This is a genomic window from Pseudomonas helmanticensis (assembly GCF_900182985.1).
Taxonomy (GTDB): Bacteria; Pseudomonadota; Gammaproteobacteria; order Pseudomonadales; family Pseudomonadaceae; genus Aquipseudomonas; species Aquipseudomonas helmanticensis.
Genome location: NZ_FXUY01000002.1, coordinates 770,163 through 786,255, shown reverse-complemented (window position 1 = coordinate 786,255; position 16,093 = coordinate 770,163). Strand labels below are relative to the sequence as shown.

Genomic DNA, 16,093 nt, shown 5'->3' with positions numbered 1-16,093 from the left:
GAGGGCAGCGACTTTTCCAGTCACGTTGCAGGCATTTTCCTCGGTTTTATTGGTCTTCTGCCTACAAGTGTCGGTAATTGTTGCTGGGGCTGGCCGCGACTCAGTCGCCCCGTATAATGCCGGCATCGCCACTGGTATGGATTAACGGATTGCATATGACTGAACAGCGCCCGATTGCGGTCCTGGGAGGCGGAAGTTTTGGTACCGCCGTGGCCAACCTGTTGGCCGAGAACGGCCATCAAGTCCTGCAGTGGATGCGTGACCCGGAGCAGGCCGAGGCCATCCGCGTCAATCGCGAAAACCCGCGTTACCTCAAAGGCATCAAGATTCTGCCAGGCGTGACCGCTGTCACTGACCTGCAAGCCACCCTCGACGCCTGCGATTTGTGCTTTGTCGCGCTGCCGTCCAGCGCGTTGCGCACGGTCTTGGCCGCTCACGCCGAGCGCTTGCGCGGCAAGATGCTGGTCAGCCTGACCAAGGGCATCGAAGCGCAGACCTTCAAATTGATGAGCCAGATCCTCGAAGAGATCGCCCCGCAGGCACGCATCGGCGTGTTGTCCGGGCCGAACCTGGCGCGCGAGATCGCCGAACATGCGCTGACCGCGACGGTGGTCGCCAGCGAAGACGAAGAACTCTGCAAGCAAGTGCAAGCCGCTTTGCACGGTCGCACCTTCCGCGTTTACGCGAGCGCCGACCGCTTCGGCGTCGAGTTGGGCGGGGCGTTGAAAAACGTTTACGCGATCATCGCCGGCATGGCCGTCGCACTGGAGATGGGCGAGAACACCAAGAGCATGTTGATCACCCGCGCGTTGGCCGAGATGACCCGGTTTGCGGTGAATCAGGGCGCGAACCCGATGACTTTCCTCGGGCTGGCCGGCGTCGGCGATCTGATCGTCACCTGCTCGTCGCCGAAGAGCCGCAACTATCAGGTCGGTTTCGCCCTCGGTCAGGGCTTGAGCCTTGACGAAGCGGTGTCGCGCCTCGGTGAAGTCGCCGAAGGGGTCAACACCCTGAAAGTGCTCAAGGCAAAATCCCACGAGGTCGGCGTGTACATGCCGCTGGTCGCCGGGCTGCATGCGATCCTGTTCGAAGGACGCACCCTGGAGCAGGTCATCGGTCTACTGATGCGGGCCGAACCGAAAACCGACGTCGACTTTATTTCCACCAGCGGTTTCAACTGATTCAGCGTTTATCTACGGACAGGGGAGCAAGCCATGCACGATCCGAAAACCGAAGCCAAGTACGAATCCATCCTCCTGCGTGTGCTGTGGATGATCGTCTACGTGCTGGTCTGGCAAGTGGCGCAGTTCATCCTCGGCGCGGTGGTGCTGGTACAACTGATCTATCGTTTGATCTATGGCGCGCCGAGCGCCAGCCTGATGAATTTCGGCGACAGCCTGAGTCAGTTCCTGGCCCAGATCGGCCGTTTCGGCAGCTTTCACAGCGACCAGAAACCCTGGCCGTTCGCCGACTGGCCAGCGCCGCGTACCCCGGAAGGTGAAGCGCCGCACGCCGTGCCGCCAGCACCGCATCCGGTTCGAGATGAGGAACCCAAGCTATGAAACTCTGGGTATTGCGTCACGGTGAGGCCGTGCCTTACGGCTCGTGCCCCGACTCCGAACGGGAGCTGACCGATCACGGTCGCAAGGAAGCCTTGAGCAGCGCGGCGCGCTTGATCGGCCAGCCGCTCACGGCGATTTACGCCAGCCCTTATCTGCGCGCGCAACAGACCGCGCAGATTGTTCGCGAGGCGCTGGGGTTCGAGCCGCAGATTCGTACGGTCGAGTGGCTGACGCCGGAGGTTGATCCGGACAAGGTCACCGATCAACTGATGTCGGTGAGCAATGTGCTGCTGGTCAGCCATAACCCGCTGGTGGGCAATCTGCTGAGCTATCTGCAACATGGCGCCGGGTATCCGCCGGAGAAGGTCAGTACTGCGGGGTTGGCGGAGCTGGAAAGTCCTGAATTGCTGATTGGCTCGATGACCCTTAACAGCCTCAAACATCCTTAAAAGATCGTCCGAACGCGGCCCGAACCTGCGGCAGCTCCTACCTTGGAATGCATTTCCCTGTAGGAGCTGCCGAAGGTTCGGGCCGCGTTCGGACGATCTTTTGATCTTATTTCTTTTGGTAAAAAATCCAACCAAGCACTTGCTTGGTTGACTACGCTTGCTCCAGACCCAAAAAACAGGAGCGAGTCGCATGTCTGCCGCATTCCGTTTGCCGCTGGACGTGTTCTACGAACGTGAAGCGCGGCACCCGCGTCAGCGCTTTCTCGTGCAACCGATCGGCGGCGGGCAGGTCGAGACGTTGACCTGGGCCGATGTTGGCCACCAGGCCCGTTGCGCCGCACACTGGTTGCGCGCGCGGGAGTTGCCGCAAGGCAGCCATATCGCCCTGATCTCGAAAAACTGCGCACACTGGATCATCGCCGACCTCGCGATCTGGATGGCCGGGCATGTTTCGGTGCCGCTGTATCCCAACCTCACCGCCGAGTCCGTGGCGCAAGTGCTCACGCACTCGGAAAGCGTGCTGGCGTTTATTGGCAAGCTTGATGATTGGTCGAACATGTCCAAAGGCGTGCCGGCCGATCTGCCAACCATCAGCCTGCCGCTGCACCCACCGGGCGATTTCGATTTCAACTGGGCGGACTTGCAACGCAGCTCGCCGATTCAGGACGATCCGCGTCCTGCCGCCGAGCAACTGGCAACCATCATCTATACCTCCGGCACCACAGGATTGCCGAAAGGCGTGATGCACAGCTTCGCCAATCTCGGTTTTGCCACCACGCGCGGTACGCAATTGTTCGGGCTCAACGAGAATGACCGGCTGCTGTCATACCTGCCGCTGTGCCACGTTGCCGAACGCATGTTTGTCGAATTGGCGTCGATCTACACCGGGCAGACCGTATTCTTTGCCGAGAGCCTCGACACCTTCATCACTGATCTGCAGCGTGCACGGCCGACGGCGATGTTTGGCGTGCCACGGATCTGGACCAAATTCCAGATGGGCGTGTACAGCAAGATCCCGGCAAAGCGCCTGGATTTTCTGCTTGGCTTGCCTTTCATCGGCAAACGGGTAGGGCACAAAGTACTCGCCGGTCTGGGGCTGGACGCTTTGCGCGTGGCGTTGTCCGGCGCGGCGCCAGTGCCGCAGACCTTGCTCGGTTGGTATCAGAAACTCGGGCTCGACGTGCTAGAGGTCTACGGCATGACCGAGAGCTGCGGTTACTCGCACATCTGCCTGCCGGGGCAATACAAACAAGGCTGGATCGGTAAACCGTGCCCGGATGTCGAGGTACGCATCGATGAGTCCGGAGAGGTGCAGGTGCGCAGTCAGGCGAACATGCTCGGCTACTTCAAGGAGCCGCAGAAAACCGCTGAGACCCTGACCGGCGACGGCTTTCTGCGCACCGGCGACAAGGGCGAGCAGGATGCCGAAGGGCGTCTGCGCCTGACCGGACGGCTCAAGGAAATCTTCAAGACCAGCAAAGGCAAATACGTCGCCCCGGCACCGATCGAGAATCGGCTGGCGGTGCATTCGCGGATCGAACAAGTGTGCGTGGTCGGCGATGGCCTGAGCGCGCCGCTGGGGCTGTGCGTGCTGTCGACGGTCAGTCAGGAGGAGGGCCGGGCGAGCCTGCATTCGAGCCTGGAAAAACTCCTGGAAGAGGTCAATGCCGCGCTCGACAAGCACGAACGCCTGCGCCGGCTGGTGGTGGTCAAGGACAGCTGGGCAGTGGAGAACGGCTTTCTCACGCCGACCCTGAAAATCAAGCGCAACGTCATCGAAGACACTTACGGCGCCCGCTTCGAGGAATGGAGCGAGCGCAGTGAGGCGGTGCTGTGGCAGGATTGAGCGACGACCAAAACAACCAAGGAAGTCTGCGATGAGCTTGTGGCGTACCACTCCCAACATCGAGCAGTTGAACGCGATCCAGAAGAACACCATCGGTGAAGTGCTGGACATCCGCTTCGAAGCGTTCGACGAAGAATCGCTGACCGCGAGCATGGTCATCGACCATCGCACACACCAGCCTTACGGCTTGCTGCACGGCGGCGCATCGGTGGTGCTGGCGGAAACCGTCGGCTCCATGGCCAGTTACCTGTGCATCGATGCCAGCAAGTTTTATTGCGTGGGGCTTGAGATCAATGCCAACCATTTGCGCGGCTTGCGCAGTGGGCGGGTGACGGCGGTGGCCAAGCCGATTCATATCGGGCGGACCACGCACGTGTGGGATATCCGCTTGACCAGCGATGAGGGCAAGGCCAGTTGTGTGTCGCGGTTGACCATGGCTGTGGTGCCGCTGGGTGAGCAGCCGCCCTCACCCTAACCCTCTCCCAGAGGGAGAGGGGACTGACCGGGCTGGATGTTCGAGTTGTGCCGACCTGAGTTATCGAGCCGAACTCAGGTTTTGAAATTCATGCAGATCTGCTCCCTTTCCCCCTCGCCCCCTTGGGGGAGAGGGTTGGGGTGAGGGGGGAAGCAATCTCCCTGACACACCATCACGCTGACCGGACTGTCATCATTCCTGGCAGTTACGGTCATTGCTGTGTGACGCGGTCTTACGGACAATCAACGCCACGTTTCCTGCCCATGGATTTACCGGTATGTCGCAACCGATCTTTTTCGCCCACGCCAACGGGTTTCCTTCGGGAACCTATGGCAAGTTGTTCGCGGCGCTGGCGCCCGAGTACCGGGTCGCGCATCTGGAACAACACGCCCATGATCCGCGTTTTCCGGCGGACGACAACTGGTACAACCTGGTGGATGAGTTGATCCATCATCTGCAACAGCAGGATCAACCGGTGTGGGGTGTCGGCCATTCCTTCGGCGGTGTGCTGCATCTGCACGCGGCGCTGCGTTGCCCTGAGCTGTATCGCGGCGTGGTGATGCTCGATTCGCCAGTGCTGACCCGCACCGACCAGTGGGTGATCCGTGCCGCCAAGCGCTTTGGTTTCATCGACAAACTGACGCCGGCCGGGCGCACATTGGGCCGGCGTGAAGAGTTCGCCGATCTCGACAGTGCGCGCAGCTACTTTGCCGGTAAAACGCTGTTCCGGGGATTCGATCCGGAATGCTTCGATGCCTACCTGCAACACGGCTTGCAGCAGGTCGGCGACAAGCTGCGCCTGCGTTTCGACCCGGCCACTGAAATCAGCATCTATCGTGGCGTGCCGCACACCAGCCCAGGTCGCACCCGACAACTGCAGGTGCCACTGGCGGTGGTGCGCGGGCACAAGAGCCGTGTGGTCATGCGTCATCACACCCGCTTCGTTTCGCGTCTGGCACAAGGCGAGGCGTTGAGCATGCCCGGCGGGCACATGTTCCCGCTGGAGCGTCCGCAGGACACCGCGCGGCTATTGAAGAACCTGTTTACCCGTTGGGAAAACCGTCTGGACAAGGATTGCGCATGAGCCCGACCTTCGAAGAAGTGCGCCTGAGCCTGCCGCATATCGAGCTGGCGGCGCATTTGTTCGGCCCCGAGGACGGTTTGCCGGTCATTGCCCTGCATGGCTGGCTCGACAACGCCAACAGCTTCGCGCGGCTGGCGCCAAAGCTCAAAGGCTTGCGCATCATCGCCCTGGACATGGCCGGGCACGGGCATTCCGCGCATCGGCCAAAGGGCGCCGGTTATGCGTTGTGGGATTACGCCCATGACGTCTTGCAAGTCGCCGAGCAACTCGGCTGGAAGCGTTTCGGCCTGCTTGGGCATTCAATGGGCGCGATCGTGTCCATGGTGTTGGCGGGATCGATGCCGGAGCGCATCAGCCATCTGGCGTTGATCGACGGCGTGATTCCTCCTACAGACAAAGGCGAAAACGCTGCCGAGCGCATGGGCATGGCCTTACAGGCGCAGCTGGATCTGCGTGAGAAACGCAAACCGGTCTACAGCACCCTCGACCGCGCCATCGAAGCGCGGATGAAAGGGCTGGTCGCGGTCAGTCGTGAGGCGGCTGAACTGTTGGCGCAGCGCGGATTGATGCCGGTACCTGGCGGCTACACCTGGCGCAGCGACAATCGTCTGACCCTGGCATCCCCGTTGCGGCTGACCGAGGAACAGGCGATGGCGTTCGTGGCGCGCATCGGTTGTCCGGCGCAATTGGTGGTCGCGGCCGACGGCATGCTGGCCAAACATCCCCAACTGCTGGAACGTCTACCCTTTAGCAGGGAACAGCTGCCGGGCGGGCACCATTTGCACCTGAACGATGAGGCCGGTGCGAGTCTTGTCGCAGACTGTTTCAATCGCTTCTTCGCCATTCCTTGACTTGCCGTTGGCAACTGTCGAGGCTGGGCGGGTTGAAATGGGAGACAACCACGATGGATTTATATACCGCTACGACCCCGCCTAGCCACGCCATGCCGATCCGATGAGGCTGCCCATGCGGTCACTCAGTCTGCTGGCGCTGTGCTGTTTCAGTTCCCTTTCGTTCGCTGCCGATGTGCCGGGCAGCCAGGATTTGCAGATCGTGCCACGTCTGGCCGATGCGCAAATCGTCGACTATCGCCCTCCGGCCGAGCTGGAGCGCATCTATCCGTTGGGCGCGATCCGCAAGATCAGCGGCCAGTTACGCTTCGACGGCCAAGTCACTGCGCGTGGCCAGACCACCTCGGTGACCTACGAGTTGCCACCCGAACATTCCGCCACCGAGGCCTTTACCGCTGCCCGCGAAGCCTTGCAAAAGCAGGACGCCGAGTTGCTGTTCTGGTGTCAGGCCCGCGATTGTGGCGAAAGCAGCCTGTGGGCCAACGAAGTGTTCGGTAATTCCAAGCTGTACGGCGCCGACGAGCAGCAGGCGTATCTGTTGCTGAGGCTGGCGGCGCCGAAAGACAACACGCTGGTGGCGCTCTACAGCATCACTCGCGGCAATCGCAAAGCCTATCTGCATGTCGAGCAGTTCGAAGCGGTGGCACCGCTGGGCGAGTTGCTGCCGACCTCGGCGACCCTGTTGCGCCAACTCAAAAGTACCGGCGAACTGGATTTACCGAAATTGGTGAATGATCCCGACGACACCTGGTTGCGCCTGATTTCCCGTGGCCTGAACCTCGACACGACATTGCGCGTGACGGTTTCCGGGCCCAAGGCCGAAGCCTGGCGCCAGGCCCTGATCAATCAGGGCGTGCGTGCTGCGCGGATGGAAACCGCCAGTGTCGACGGTGCCGGTCTGCGCATCGACCTGTTGCGATAAGCTCTGCCGGGCGAGCACGCGCGGCGTGTTCGCCTACTCTTGGCCTGACTGACTTTTTCGGAATCCTACATGCTCAATAACGATCGCCTGCTGGTGCAGATCCTGCTTCTGGTGTTGTTCGGCGCCAGCCTGTGGGTGATGGCGCCGTTCTGGTCGGCGCTGTTCTGGGGCGCGGTGCTGGCGTTCGCCAGTTGGCCACTGATGCGCCTGTTGACCCGCTGGCTGAATGGCCGCGAATCGTTGGCGGCGGCGATTTTGACCTTGGGCTGGATGTTGCTGGTGGCGGCACCCTTGGTCTGGCTGGGTTTCAACCTGGCCGACCATGTGCGCGATGCCACGGCGTTCATCAAGGATGTGCAGGTCGATGGCTTGCCGGAAGCGCCGGTATGGCTGGGGACTGTGCCGTTTGTCGGCAAGCGGCTGGTCGGCCTCTGGAACAGCATCGATCAGCAGGGCGCGGCACTGATGGTCTCGGTAAAACCGTATCTGGGGCAGGTCGGCAACTGGCTGCTGGCGCGCAGTGCGCAGATCGGCGGCGGGATTCTCGAGCTGACGCTGAGCATTGTCTTCGTGTTCTTTTTCTACCGTGACGGTCCGCGCCTGGCCGCTTTCGTGCACAGCCTGCTGGAACGTCTGATCGGTGAGCGTGCCGGCTATTACATCGAACTGGTGGCCGGGACGGTGCAGCGGGTGGTCAACGGGGTCATCGGCACGGCGGCGGCGCAGGCGATTCTGGCGTTGATCGGGTTTTTGATTGCCGGGGTGCCAGGTGCCCTGGTGTTGGGGATCGTGACGTTTCTGCTGAGCCTGATTCCGATGGGCCCGCCATTGGTGTGGGTGCCCGCTACGGCCTGGCTGGCGTGGAAAGGTGAATATGGAATGGCGGTGTTTCTCGGAATCTGGGGGACGTTTGTCATCAGTGGCGTGGATAACGTACTCAAGCCGTATCTGATCAGCCGCGGGGGCAATTTGCCGTTGGTGATTGTGTTGCTTGGGGTGTTCGGCGGGTTGATTGCGTTTGGCTTTATCGGGTTGTTTATCGGGCCTACGTTGTTGGCGGTGGCTTATAGCTTGTTGACGGACTGGAGCAAGAGTCAGGGGCGGGTCGAGGAACGGCGGTAACCGAAACCAGGTTGGGAGCACGGCATTTGCACATCCCCCCCTGTAGGAGCTGCCGAAGGCTGCGATCTTTTGATCCTGGTTTTCAATAGCAAGAGCAAAAGATCGCAGCCTTCGGCAGCTCCTACAGGGGCAGATTTTACGTGGCGACGTTGAGGTATTTGCCGACCGAGGCAGTGTTGTCGAGTGAGTACTGTTTGCTCAGGTTGGCGATCATGCGATTCAGCGCTTCGGTGGTGCTTTGAGTCGAGGCGGTCTGTTCTTCATCCGGGCGTTCGCGGCCGGCGTGCAAAGCGGCTTTCAATTCGTCGCTGCTGACGCCGCCGCTGCTGTCGCTATCCAGAACCTTGAGCAATGCTGCGCTGGTATCGGTGCTGCTCGTTGCAGTGCTGCTATCGCTGGCCTGCAGCGCGCTGTTCAGTTCGGTGGCGGTTACGTTGCCATCACCGTCGGCGTCGAGTTGGCTGAACAGTTCGTCGCTGTTGATTTGAGGCGGTGGCGGTGGTGGCGGGGTCAGGCTGGCGGTGAGTTCGTCCTGGCTGACGGTGCCGTCCTTGTTCTTGTCGAGGGCGGAAAAGATTTCGTTGCTGTCGGCGGTGCTGCCGGCGCTGGTCAGGCCGCTGCTCAGTTCGTCGCTGCTGATGGCGCCGTCGCCGTCAGTGTCGAGGGCGCTGATCAGGGCGTCAGCGAGGTCGGTGTTCGGTGCTTGATCTTGTGGCGGCGGTGGCGGCGCCATGGCGGTCATTTCTTCGGCGCTGAGGCTGCCGCTGTCGTCGCTGTCGAGATCGCCAAACTGTTTGCTCAGATTGACCAGCAGGCCGTCGTCGGACTTCTGCGACAGGGCGCTTTTCAGTTCGTCCTGATCCACTGCGCCATCGCCGTTACTGTCGAGCTTGGCGAACAGTTCTTTTTGCAGTTGCTGGCTGCGCGAGTTTTGCGTGGCGTTGCTGCTGGTGCTGGTATAGCTCGTGTAGTTGCTGACGCTACCGATCATCGGACTCACTCCCTGGAATGGAAAACCGGTGGGTGTACCGGCTTATGCAGCGTCAGGGCGCAAGTTGTCGGCGGTATGTGAGATTTGTACCGGTTGGTACACAGACAGGATTTCACCTCAATCCACTGTAGGAGTGAGCCTGCTCGCGATAACGGTATATCAGTGACATTTGGGGTGACTGACACACCGCTATCGCGAGCAGGCTCACTCCTACAGGGGTGGTGGTGTTCTCAGGGGCGTGGCAGGCGAATGATGGCCGTGAGACCGCCGCCGGGGGTTTCTTCCAGGTTCAGTTGTCCGCCCAATCGCTGCGCCGCCTCGCGGGCAATAGTCATGCCCAGGCCCACGCCACCGGAATTGCGATTACGCGAACCTTCCAGGCGATAAAACGGCTCGAACACGGCTTCACGCTTGTCCTCGGCAATCCCCGGGCCGTGGTCGATCACGCGGATCAGCAGTTGTTCGCGCTGATCCAGGAGTTCAATCCGTGCCTTCCCGGCATAGCGCAGGGCGTTGTCCATCAAGTTGTTGATGCACGAACGCAGGGCCATCGGCTGTACCTGCAGCGGGGCGCAATGGCCGCTGACTTGCACGTCTGCGTTCTGATCCTGAGCGTTTTCGCACAGCGACTCGACCAACGCCTGCACGTCCATCAACTGCAAGGCTTCGCTGGTGCGTTGTTCGTGCAGGTAGGTGAGGGTGGCGTCGAGCATGCCGATCATGTCGTCCAGATCCTGACGCATCTGGCCTTGCAGCTTTTCATCACTGATGTTTTCCAGGCGCAGTTTCAGGCGTGACAGGGGCGTGCGCAGGTCGTGCGATACCGCACCGAGCATGCGCGCACGCTGCTGCACCTGTTCGCGAATACGTTGCTGCATCAGATTGAAAGTGTGCGCCGCTTGCCGGGCTTCTTTCGGACCAGACTCGTCGAGCGGTGCACTGTCGAGGTTTTCACTCAGGCGTTCGGCGGCGTCGCTCAGGCGCTGGATGGGTCGACTCAACAGTTTGGCGCCGTACCACGCGGCGATCATCAGCGAGATGAACTGAAACGTCAGCGGCACCACCGGGCCACCGAACCATGGCCGCGGTGGTCGTTGCGGGTAACGCGGATCCGGCATCGGCCGCTGCCCTTCGACACCTTGGGAAAACTCCGGCGGCGGTGGCGGCGGGGGCGGGCCGTAGAGGTGAAACCAGGTGAACGCGAGCAAGTGCGCCAGGACGATCGCCGCGAACAGCATGCCAAACAGGCGGCCGAACAGCGTGTCGAAGCGCGCTCGCATCAGCCAATGTCTCTTGCGTCGAACAGGTAACCTTCACCGCGCACGGTCTTGATCAACTGCGGGGCTTTCGGATCGTCGCCGAGCTTCTGGCGCAGGCGCGAGACCAGCAGATCGATGCTGCGGTCGAAGGCCTCGATCGAGCGACCTCGGGCGGCGTCGAGCAGTTGTTCGCGGCTGAGTACCCGGCGCGGGCGTTCGATAAACACCCAGAGCAGGCGGAATTCGGCGTTGGACAGCGGTACCACCAGGCCGTTGTCGGCGATCAATTGGCGCAGCACGCTGTTCAGGCGCCAGTTGTCGAAGCGAATGTTCGCCCGTTGCTCGGTACGGTCGTCACGCACCCGCCGCAGGATGGTCTGGATGCGCGCCACCAGCTCGCGCGGCTCGAACGGTTTGGCCATGTAGTCATCGGCGCCGAGTTCGAGGCCGATGATGCGGTCGGTGGGTTCGCAGCGGGCGGTGAGCATCAGGATCGGGATGTCCGATTCGGCGCGCAGCCAGCGGCACAGCGAAAGGCCGTCTTCGCCCGGCAGCATCAGGTCGAGCACGACAACGTCGAAATGTTCGGCCTGCATCGCCTGACGCATCGCTGCGCCATCGGTGACGCCGCTGGCGTGGATGTTGAAGCGCGCGAGGTAATCGATCATCAGCTCGCGGATCGGCACGTCATCGTCGACGATCAGCGCACGAATGCTCCAGCGCTTGTCGTCTTTAGGCTCATCAGTCGCGGTCGTTTGGGTGTTGTGCATGGGGCTGTTCATCTGCCAGTAGGCCGCCAACCACAAAGATGGGCTGCGAGGTTGTGGTTTCAGCATAGGCGTCCGGCCGTGAGGCGGGAAGTGCTGATGTAAGGACGTGTTGCGGCTGGCGAGGCTAGCGCCGGTGCTTGTTGCTGGCATGTCGGTTGTGTATCGGAGTCGACACAATAGCAGCGGGCGCTATGCTGATCACGGTTGGTGCGACGATTTACCGATCATCGGGTGCCGCGCCGCCGCCGGTTCCGCTACAATGCGCGCCGATTTCGACCTGCCTGAGAGCCCATTCATGTCCGCCTGCCAGACTCCTATCATCGTCGCCCTGGATTTCCCCACCCGTGACGCCGCACTGAAGCTGGCCGACCAGTTGGACCCAAAACTGTGCCGGGTCAAAGTGGGCAAGGAACTGTTCACCAGTTGCGCCGCGGAAATCGTCGGCACCCTGCGTGACAAGGGTTTTGAAGTATTCCTCGACCTGAAATTCCACGACATTCCCAACACCACCGCGATGGCCGTGAAAGCCGCCGCCGAGATGGGCGTGTGGATGGTCAACGTGCATTGCTCCGGCGGCATGCGCATGATGGCTGCCTGCCGTGAAGAGCTGGACAAGCGCAGCGGCCCGCAGCCACTGCTGATCGGCGTCACCGTGCTGACCTCGATGGAGCGTGAAGACCTCGCCGGGATCGGTCTGGATATCGAGCCGCAGGAACAAGTGTTGCGTCTGGCGGCACTGGCCGAGAAGGCCGGGATGGATGGTCTGGTGTGTTCGGCGCTGGAAGCCACGGCACTGAAAACCGCGCACCCGTCGCTGCAACTGGTGACCCCGGGGATTCGTCCGGCGGGCAGTGCGCAGGACGATCAGCGCCGCATCCTGACCCCGCGTCAGGCGCTGGACGCCGGTTCCGATTACCTGGTGATCGGCCGTCCGATCAGCCAGGCGGCCGATCCGGCCAAGGCGCTGGCAGCAGTTGTAGCCGAAATCGCCTAAGCAAGCACCGCATAACCCTGTGGGAGTGAGCCTGCTCGCGATAGCGGTGTGTCAAACAACGTTAATGTTGACTGACACTCCGCTATCGCGAGCAGGCTCACTCCCACCTTGGTTTTGTGGTGGCTTTAAACCTTCAGTACCAACTTGCCAAAATTCTCCCCGCTGAACAATTTCATCAGCGTCTCCGGGAAGGTCTCCAGGCCTTCGACGATGTCTTCCTTGCTCTTGAGCTGCCCCTTGGCCATCCAGCCGGCCATTTCCTGCGCCGCGCTCGCGTATTGCGCCGCGTAGTCCATCACCACAAAGCCTTCCATGCGCGCACGATTGACCAGCAGCGACAGGTAATTGGCCGGGCCCTTGACCGCCTCTTTGTTGTTGTACTGGCTGATGGCGCCGCAGATCACCACGCGTGCCTTCATGTTCAGGCGACTCAGGACTGCATCGAGGATGTCACCGCCGACGTTGTCGAAATACACGTCCACGCCTTTCGGGCATTCGCGCTTGAGGCCGGCGATCACGTCTTCGTGCTTGTAGTCGATGGCGCCGTCGAAACCCAGCTCATCGATGAGGAACTTGCACTTGTCGGCACCGCCGGCGATCCCCACCACGCGGCACCCTTTGATCTTGGCGATCTGCCCGGCAATGCTGCCCACCGCACCCGCCGCCCCGGACAGCACCACGGTGTCGCCAGCCTTCGGTGCGCCGACATCGAGCAGGGCGAAGTAGGCGGTCATGCCGGTCATGCCCAATGCCGACAGATACACCGGCAACGGTGCCAGTTTCGGGTCGACTTTATAGAAGCCTCTTGGCTCGCCGAGGAAATAATCCTGCACGCCGATGGCGCCGTTGACGTAGTCGCCGACCGCAAAGCCCGGATTGTTCGACGCGACGACTTTACCTACACCCAAGGCGCGCATGACCTCACCGATACCGACCGGCGGGATGTAGGACTTGCCCTCGTTCATCCAGCCACGCATGGCTGGGTCGAGTGACAGGTATTCGTTCTTGACCAGAATCTGTCCCGCCGCCGGTTCGCCGACCGGTACTTCCTGATAGGTAAAAGTCTCGCGGGTCGCGGCGCCCACCGGGCGTTTGGCGAGCAGGAACTGGCGATTGGTCTGTGAGGTCATGGCAGGCACTCGAATTGAATGAAGCCTTGTTGATAGACCCTAAGCGCCGATGTCGCAAGGTTGGCTGATGCGGCGAATGCACGCCGATCCAGTGCAGTGATGATCACCACCACCGGTTTATCACCGCCACGCATGGGCACATAAACAGCCTTTTGATAGTGCTGACGCCGGACAACCCGCTGTGGCTATGCTGCAACGCTAAGCATCCCCTGCATCTTTGCGTTCGAGGACACAACAATGAGCATGACGTTTTCCGGTCAGGTTGCCGTAGTCACAGGCGCGGCTAACGGCATCGGCCGAGCAACCGCCCAGGCGTTTGCTGCCGAAGGTCTGAAGGTGGTGGTCGCCGATCTCGATACCGCAGGGGGCGAGGGCACTGTGGCGCTGATTCGTACAGCCGGCGGCGAAGCGACCTTCGTCCGTTGCAACGTTACCGTCGAGAGCGAAGTGAAAAATCTGATGGACGAGGTGATCAATACCTACGGCCGCCTCGATTACGCCTTCAACAATGCCGGCATCGAAATCGAGAAAGGCAAACTGGCCGAAGGTTCGATGGACGAGTTTGACGCGATCATCGGCGTCAACGTCAAAGGCGTATGGCTGTGCATGAAGTATCAGTTGCCGCTGTTGCTGGCCCAGGGCGGTGGCGCGATCGTCAACACCGCGTCGGTGGCGGGCCTGGGCGCGGCGCCGAAGATGAGTATCTACGCGGCGTCGAAGCACGCGGTGATTGGCCTGACCAAATCTGCGGCGATCGAGTACGCGAAGAAGAAAATTCGCGTCAACGCGGTGTGCCCGGCGGTGATTGATACCGATATGTTCCGCCGCGCCTACGAGGCTGATCCGAAGAAGGCTGAGTTCGCCAATGCCATGCACCCGGTCGGCCGCATCGGCAAGGTCGAGGAGATCGCCAGCGCCGTGCTGTACCTGTGCAGCGATGGCGCAGCATTCACCACTGGTCATTCGCTGGCGGTGGACGGTGGCGTCACTGCGTTCTGAGCATTTATGCAAGGAAAAAGCCCGCATTCGTGCGGGCTTTTTCATGCCTGTCGTTCAGTTCCGTGAATCCGCCAAGCAATGTGTATCAAATGGTTAGAAAGGTCGCTTTTGACGGCTTTGTCGCACAGGCTGTGTGGCATGGCTGTGATTTACTGCCGCCAGCAAAACGGACAGGAGTTTGCGTGCTCATGGAATTGAGAATTGACCGACAGGCAATGGTGCCAGTCGTACAGCAGATTGTTGACGGAGTGATCGACTGGATCGCGCGAAGTGCCGTGCCACCCGCTACACGCTTGCCTTCGGTGCGGGAAATTGCACGCAGCAATCTGCTCAGTCAGTCGTGCGTCGCTCAGGCCTGTGAACGCCTGGTGGCACAAGGGGTTCTGGCGCCTCGGCATGGCTCGGGATTCATGGTCGCTGCTGCGCCGCGTTGTGCAGTCAATGCGCCGCTGCCGGCGAGTCTTGATCGGCTTCGCCCAGAGGCGGCAAAGGCTTATGGTTTAGCGCAAAAGCTGAATCTCGGTGATGGCGGCTTGCCTGAAAGCTGGCGTGAGTCCGACGACTTGAGCTACGCGATCGGTCAGGTAGCGCGCACCGACATGAGCAGCCTGTTCAACTACAGCACGTCACTCGGTCTGCCGGCGCTGCGCGAACAGATCGTCAAGCGCCTGAAAATGATCAGTGTCCAGGCCGTCGAAGCGCAGATCATGACCACTGGCGGCGCGACCCAAGCCCTTGATCTGATCGTGCGCACCCTGCTCAAGGCCGGTGATTACGTGGTGGTCGAGAACCCTGGATATGCGCCACTGTTCGATCTTCTGCGATTGCACGGTGTACATCTGCTCGAAGTCCGCCGCACCCCGAACGGGCCTGACACGGCTGCACTGGCAAGCGTGCTGGAGCAGTTCCGCCCCGTAGCAATGTTCATCAACAGTCATCATCACAATCCCACCGGCTCCTGTCTGAGTCCGTCCGTGGCCGAGCGGATCCTGCAGTTGTGCAATGCCAGTGATGTGCGGCTGATCGAAGACGATGTCTACGCCGACTTGCACAATGGCAACGGCACTCGGTTGGCGGCACTGGATCAACGAGTGATTTACATCGGCAGTTTTTCGAAAACCCTGAGCAGCTCATTGCGTGTGGGTTTCGTATTTGCCGACCTTGAACTGATCGCTCGGCTGGCGCGGGTCAAGATGATCAGCAGTTCCGGCTGTTCAGGTTTCAACGAGGCGGTGTTGGCCAACCTCTTGGCCAGCGGCGCCTACCGCAAGCTGGTGCATCGGCAGCGCCAGCGCTTGAATGTCGACCGTGCCGCCGCTTTGCAAGTACTCGAAGACGCCGATTGGGAGGTATTCGGCAAGCCGTGCGGTGGTTTGTTCATCTGGGCGCGTTCGCCAGTTGCCGATCCCGCCCGCTTGCGTCGTCAGGCGCTCGGCAACGGTGTAGCGCTTGCTGCGGCGGGAGCATTCAGTCCCAGTGGCGAAGTCTGCGAGTGGCAGCGGATCAATGTCGCGTACGCCTGCGACCCCCGTGCCCGGCAGTTTTTTCGCAGCACCCGCGTGGATCGACCTCAAGCGTTCTGAAAACGACGCGGGCGTAGCTTTTTGCCATTATTCCGACGCCAGAGACTTGTGCGGGT

General features: G+C 61.1%; 17 protein-coding genes. 12 read left to right on the top strand and 5 right to left on the bottom strand.

The genetic code is table 11. The features are described from left to right. The first annotated feature begins 155 nt into the window (after positions 1-155). From QOL84_RS26350 to QOL84_RS26310, 9 genes are all read left to right on the top strand, one after another. Positions 156-1,181: an NAD(P)H-dependent glycerol-3-phosphate dehydrogenase gene (locus QOL84_RS26350; RefSeq protein WP_283439132.1), complete on the top strand. Its 1,026-nt coding sequence runs from the start codon at positions 156-158 to the stop codon at positions 1,179-1,181. Positions 1,182-1,214: 33 nt separating this feature from the next. Continuing rightward, on the top strand, positions 1,215-1,562 hold the full coding sequence (locus QOL84_RS26345; RefSeq protein ID WP_283439131.1) for a DUF4389 domain-containing protein: 348 nt from the start codon (positions 1,215-1,217) through the stop codon (positions 1,560-1,562). Further along, on the top strand, positions 1,559-2,011 hold the full coding sequence (gene sixA, locus QOL84_RS26340) for a phosphohistidine phosphatase SixA (protein WP_283439130.1): 453 nt from the start codon (positions 1,559-1,561) through the stop codon (positions 2,009-2,011). The genes QOL84_RS26345 and sixA overlap by 4 nt, the downstream gene beginning before the upstream one ends. Positions 2,012-2,201: 190 nt before the next feature. Continuing rightward, entirely contained in the window at positions 2,202-3,857 is a 1,656-nt protein-coding gene (locus QOL84_RS26335; RefSeq protein ID WP_283439129.1) for an AMP-binding protein, read from the top strand. Between the two features lie 31 nt (positions 3,858-3,888). Continuing rightward, positions 3,889-4,332, top strand: a complete 444-nt coding sequence (locus QOL84_RS26330; protein WP_095051070.1) for a hotdog fold thioesterase — start codon at positions 3,889-3,891, stop codon at positions 4,330-4,332. Positions 4,333-4,609: 277 nt separating this feature from the next. Continuing rightward, a complete protein-coding gene (locus QOL84_RS26325; protein WP_283439128.1) occupies positions 4,610-5,416 on the top strand; it encodes an alpha/beta fold hydrolase in 807 nt (268 codons plus the stop codon). Next, on the top strand, positions 5,413-6,267 hold the full coding sequence (locus QOL84_RS26320) for an alpha/beta hydrolase (protein WP_129395064.1): 855 nt from the start codon (positions 5,413-5,415) through the stop codon (positions 6,265-6,267). Before QOL84_RS26325 ends, QOL84_RS26320 begins: the two co-directional genes overlap by 4 nt. 115 nt (positions 6,268-6,382) lie before the next feature. Continuing rightward, positions 6,383-7,189 (top strand): DUF4892 domain-containing protein, encoded by an 807-nt coding sequence (locus QOL84_RS26315; protein WP_283439127.1) that lies wholly within the window; start codon positions 6,383-6,385, stop codon positions 7,187-7,189. 69 nt (positions 7,190-7,258) lie between these two features. Next, complete coding sequence (locus QOL84_RS26310; RefSeq protein WP_283439126.1) at positions 7,259-8,311, top strand: AI-2E family transporter; 1,053 nt, start codon at positions 7,259-7,261, stop codon at positions 8,309-8,311. Positions 8,312-8,447: 136 nt separating this feature from the next. On the opposite strand, the gene xopAW is transcribed toward QOL84_RS26310, so the two are convergent. From xopAW to QOL84_RS26295, 3 genes are all read right to left on the bottom strand, one after another. Beyond that, entirely contained in the window at positions 8,448-9,302 is an 855-nt protein-coding gene (gene xopAW / locus QOL84_RS26305; RefSeq protein ID WP_283439125.1) for an EF-hand domain-containing protein, read from the bottom strand. A 230-nt stretch (positions 9,303-9,532) separates the two neighbouring features. Continuing rightward, a complete protein-coding gene (locus QOL84_RS26300; protein WP_283439124.1) occupies positions 9,533-10,582 on the bottom strand; it encodes a sensor histidine kinase in 1,050 nt (349 codons plus the stop codon). Then, a complete protein-coding gene (locus QOL84_RS26295; RefSeq protein WP_488168965.1) occupies positions 10,582-11,331 on the bottom strand; it encodes a response regulator in 750 nt (249 codons plus the stop codon). Before QOL84_RS26295 ends, QOL84_RS26300 begins: the two co-directional genes overlap by 1 nt. 295 nt (positions 11,332-11,626) lie before the next feature. Between QOL84_RS26295 and pyrF the strand changes: the two genes are divergently transcribed. Then, entirely contained in the window at positions 11,627-12,325 is a 699-nt protein-coding gene (gene pyrF, locus QOL84_RS26290; RefSeq protein WP_283439123.1) for an orotidine-5'-phosphate decarboxylase, read from the top strand. A 125-nt stretch (positions 12,326-12,450) separates the two neighbouring features. Here the strand turns inward: pyrF and QOL84_RS26285 are convergent, their stop codons facing one another. Both QOL84_RS26285 and QOL84_RS26280 read right to left on the bottom strand, forming a co-directional pair. Then, positions 12,451-13,455 carry an NADP-dependent oxidoreductase gene (locus QOL84_RS26285; RefSeq protein ID WP_283439122.1) on the bottom strand — a complete coding sequence of 335 codons (1,005 nt, stop codon included), beginning with the start codon at positions 13,453-13,455 and terminating at the stop codon, positions 12,451-12,453. Further along, a complete protein-coding gene (locus QOL84_RS26280) occupies positions 13,452-13,589 on the bottom strand; it encodes a hypothetical protein (protein WP_283439121.1) in 138 nt (45 codons plus the stop codon). Before QOL84_RS26280 ends, QOL84_RS26285 begins: the two co-directional genes overlap by 4 nt. 103 nt (positions 13,590-13,692) lie before the next feature. On the opposite strand from QOL84_RS26280, the gene QOL84_RS26275 reads away from it, so the two are divergent. Together QOL84_RS26275 and QOL84_RS26270 are read left to right on the top strand one after the other, a co-directional pair. Then, on the top strand, positions 13,693-14,454 hold the full coding sequence (locus QOL84_RS26275) for an SDR family oxidoreductase (protein WP_129395057.1): 762 nt from the start codon (positions 13,693-13,695) through the stop codon (positions 14,452-14,454). 188 nt (positions 14,455-14,642) lie between these two features. Then, positions 14,643-16,037: an aminotransferase-like domain-containing protein gene (locus QOL84_RS26270; protein ID WP_283439120.1), complete on the top strand. Its 1,395-nt coding sequence runs from the start codon at positions 14,643-14,645 to the stop codon at positions 16,035-16,037. The last annotated feature ends 56 nt before the right edge of the window (positions 16,038-16,093 follow it).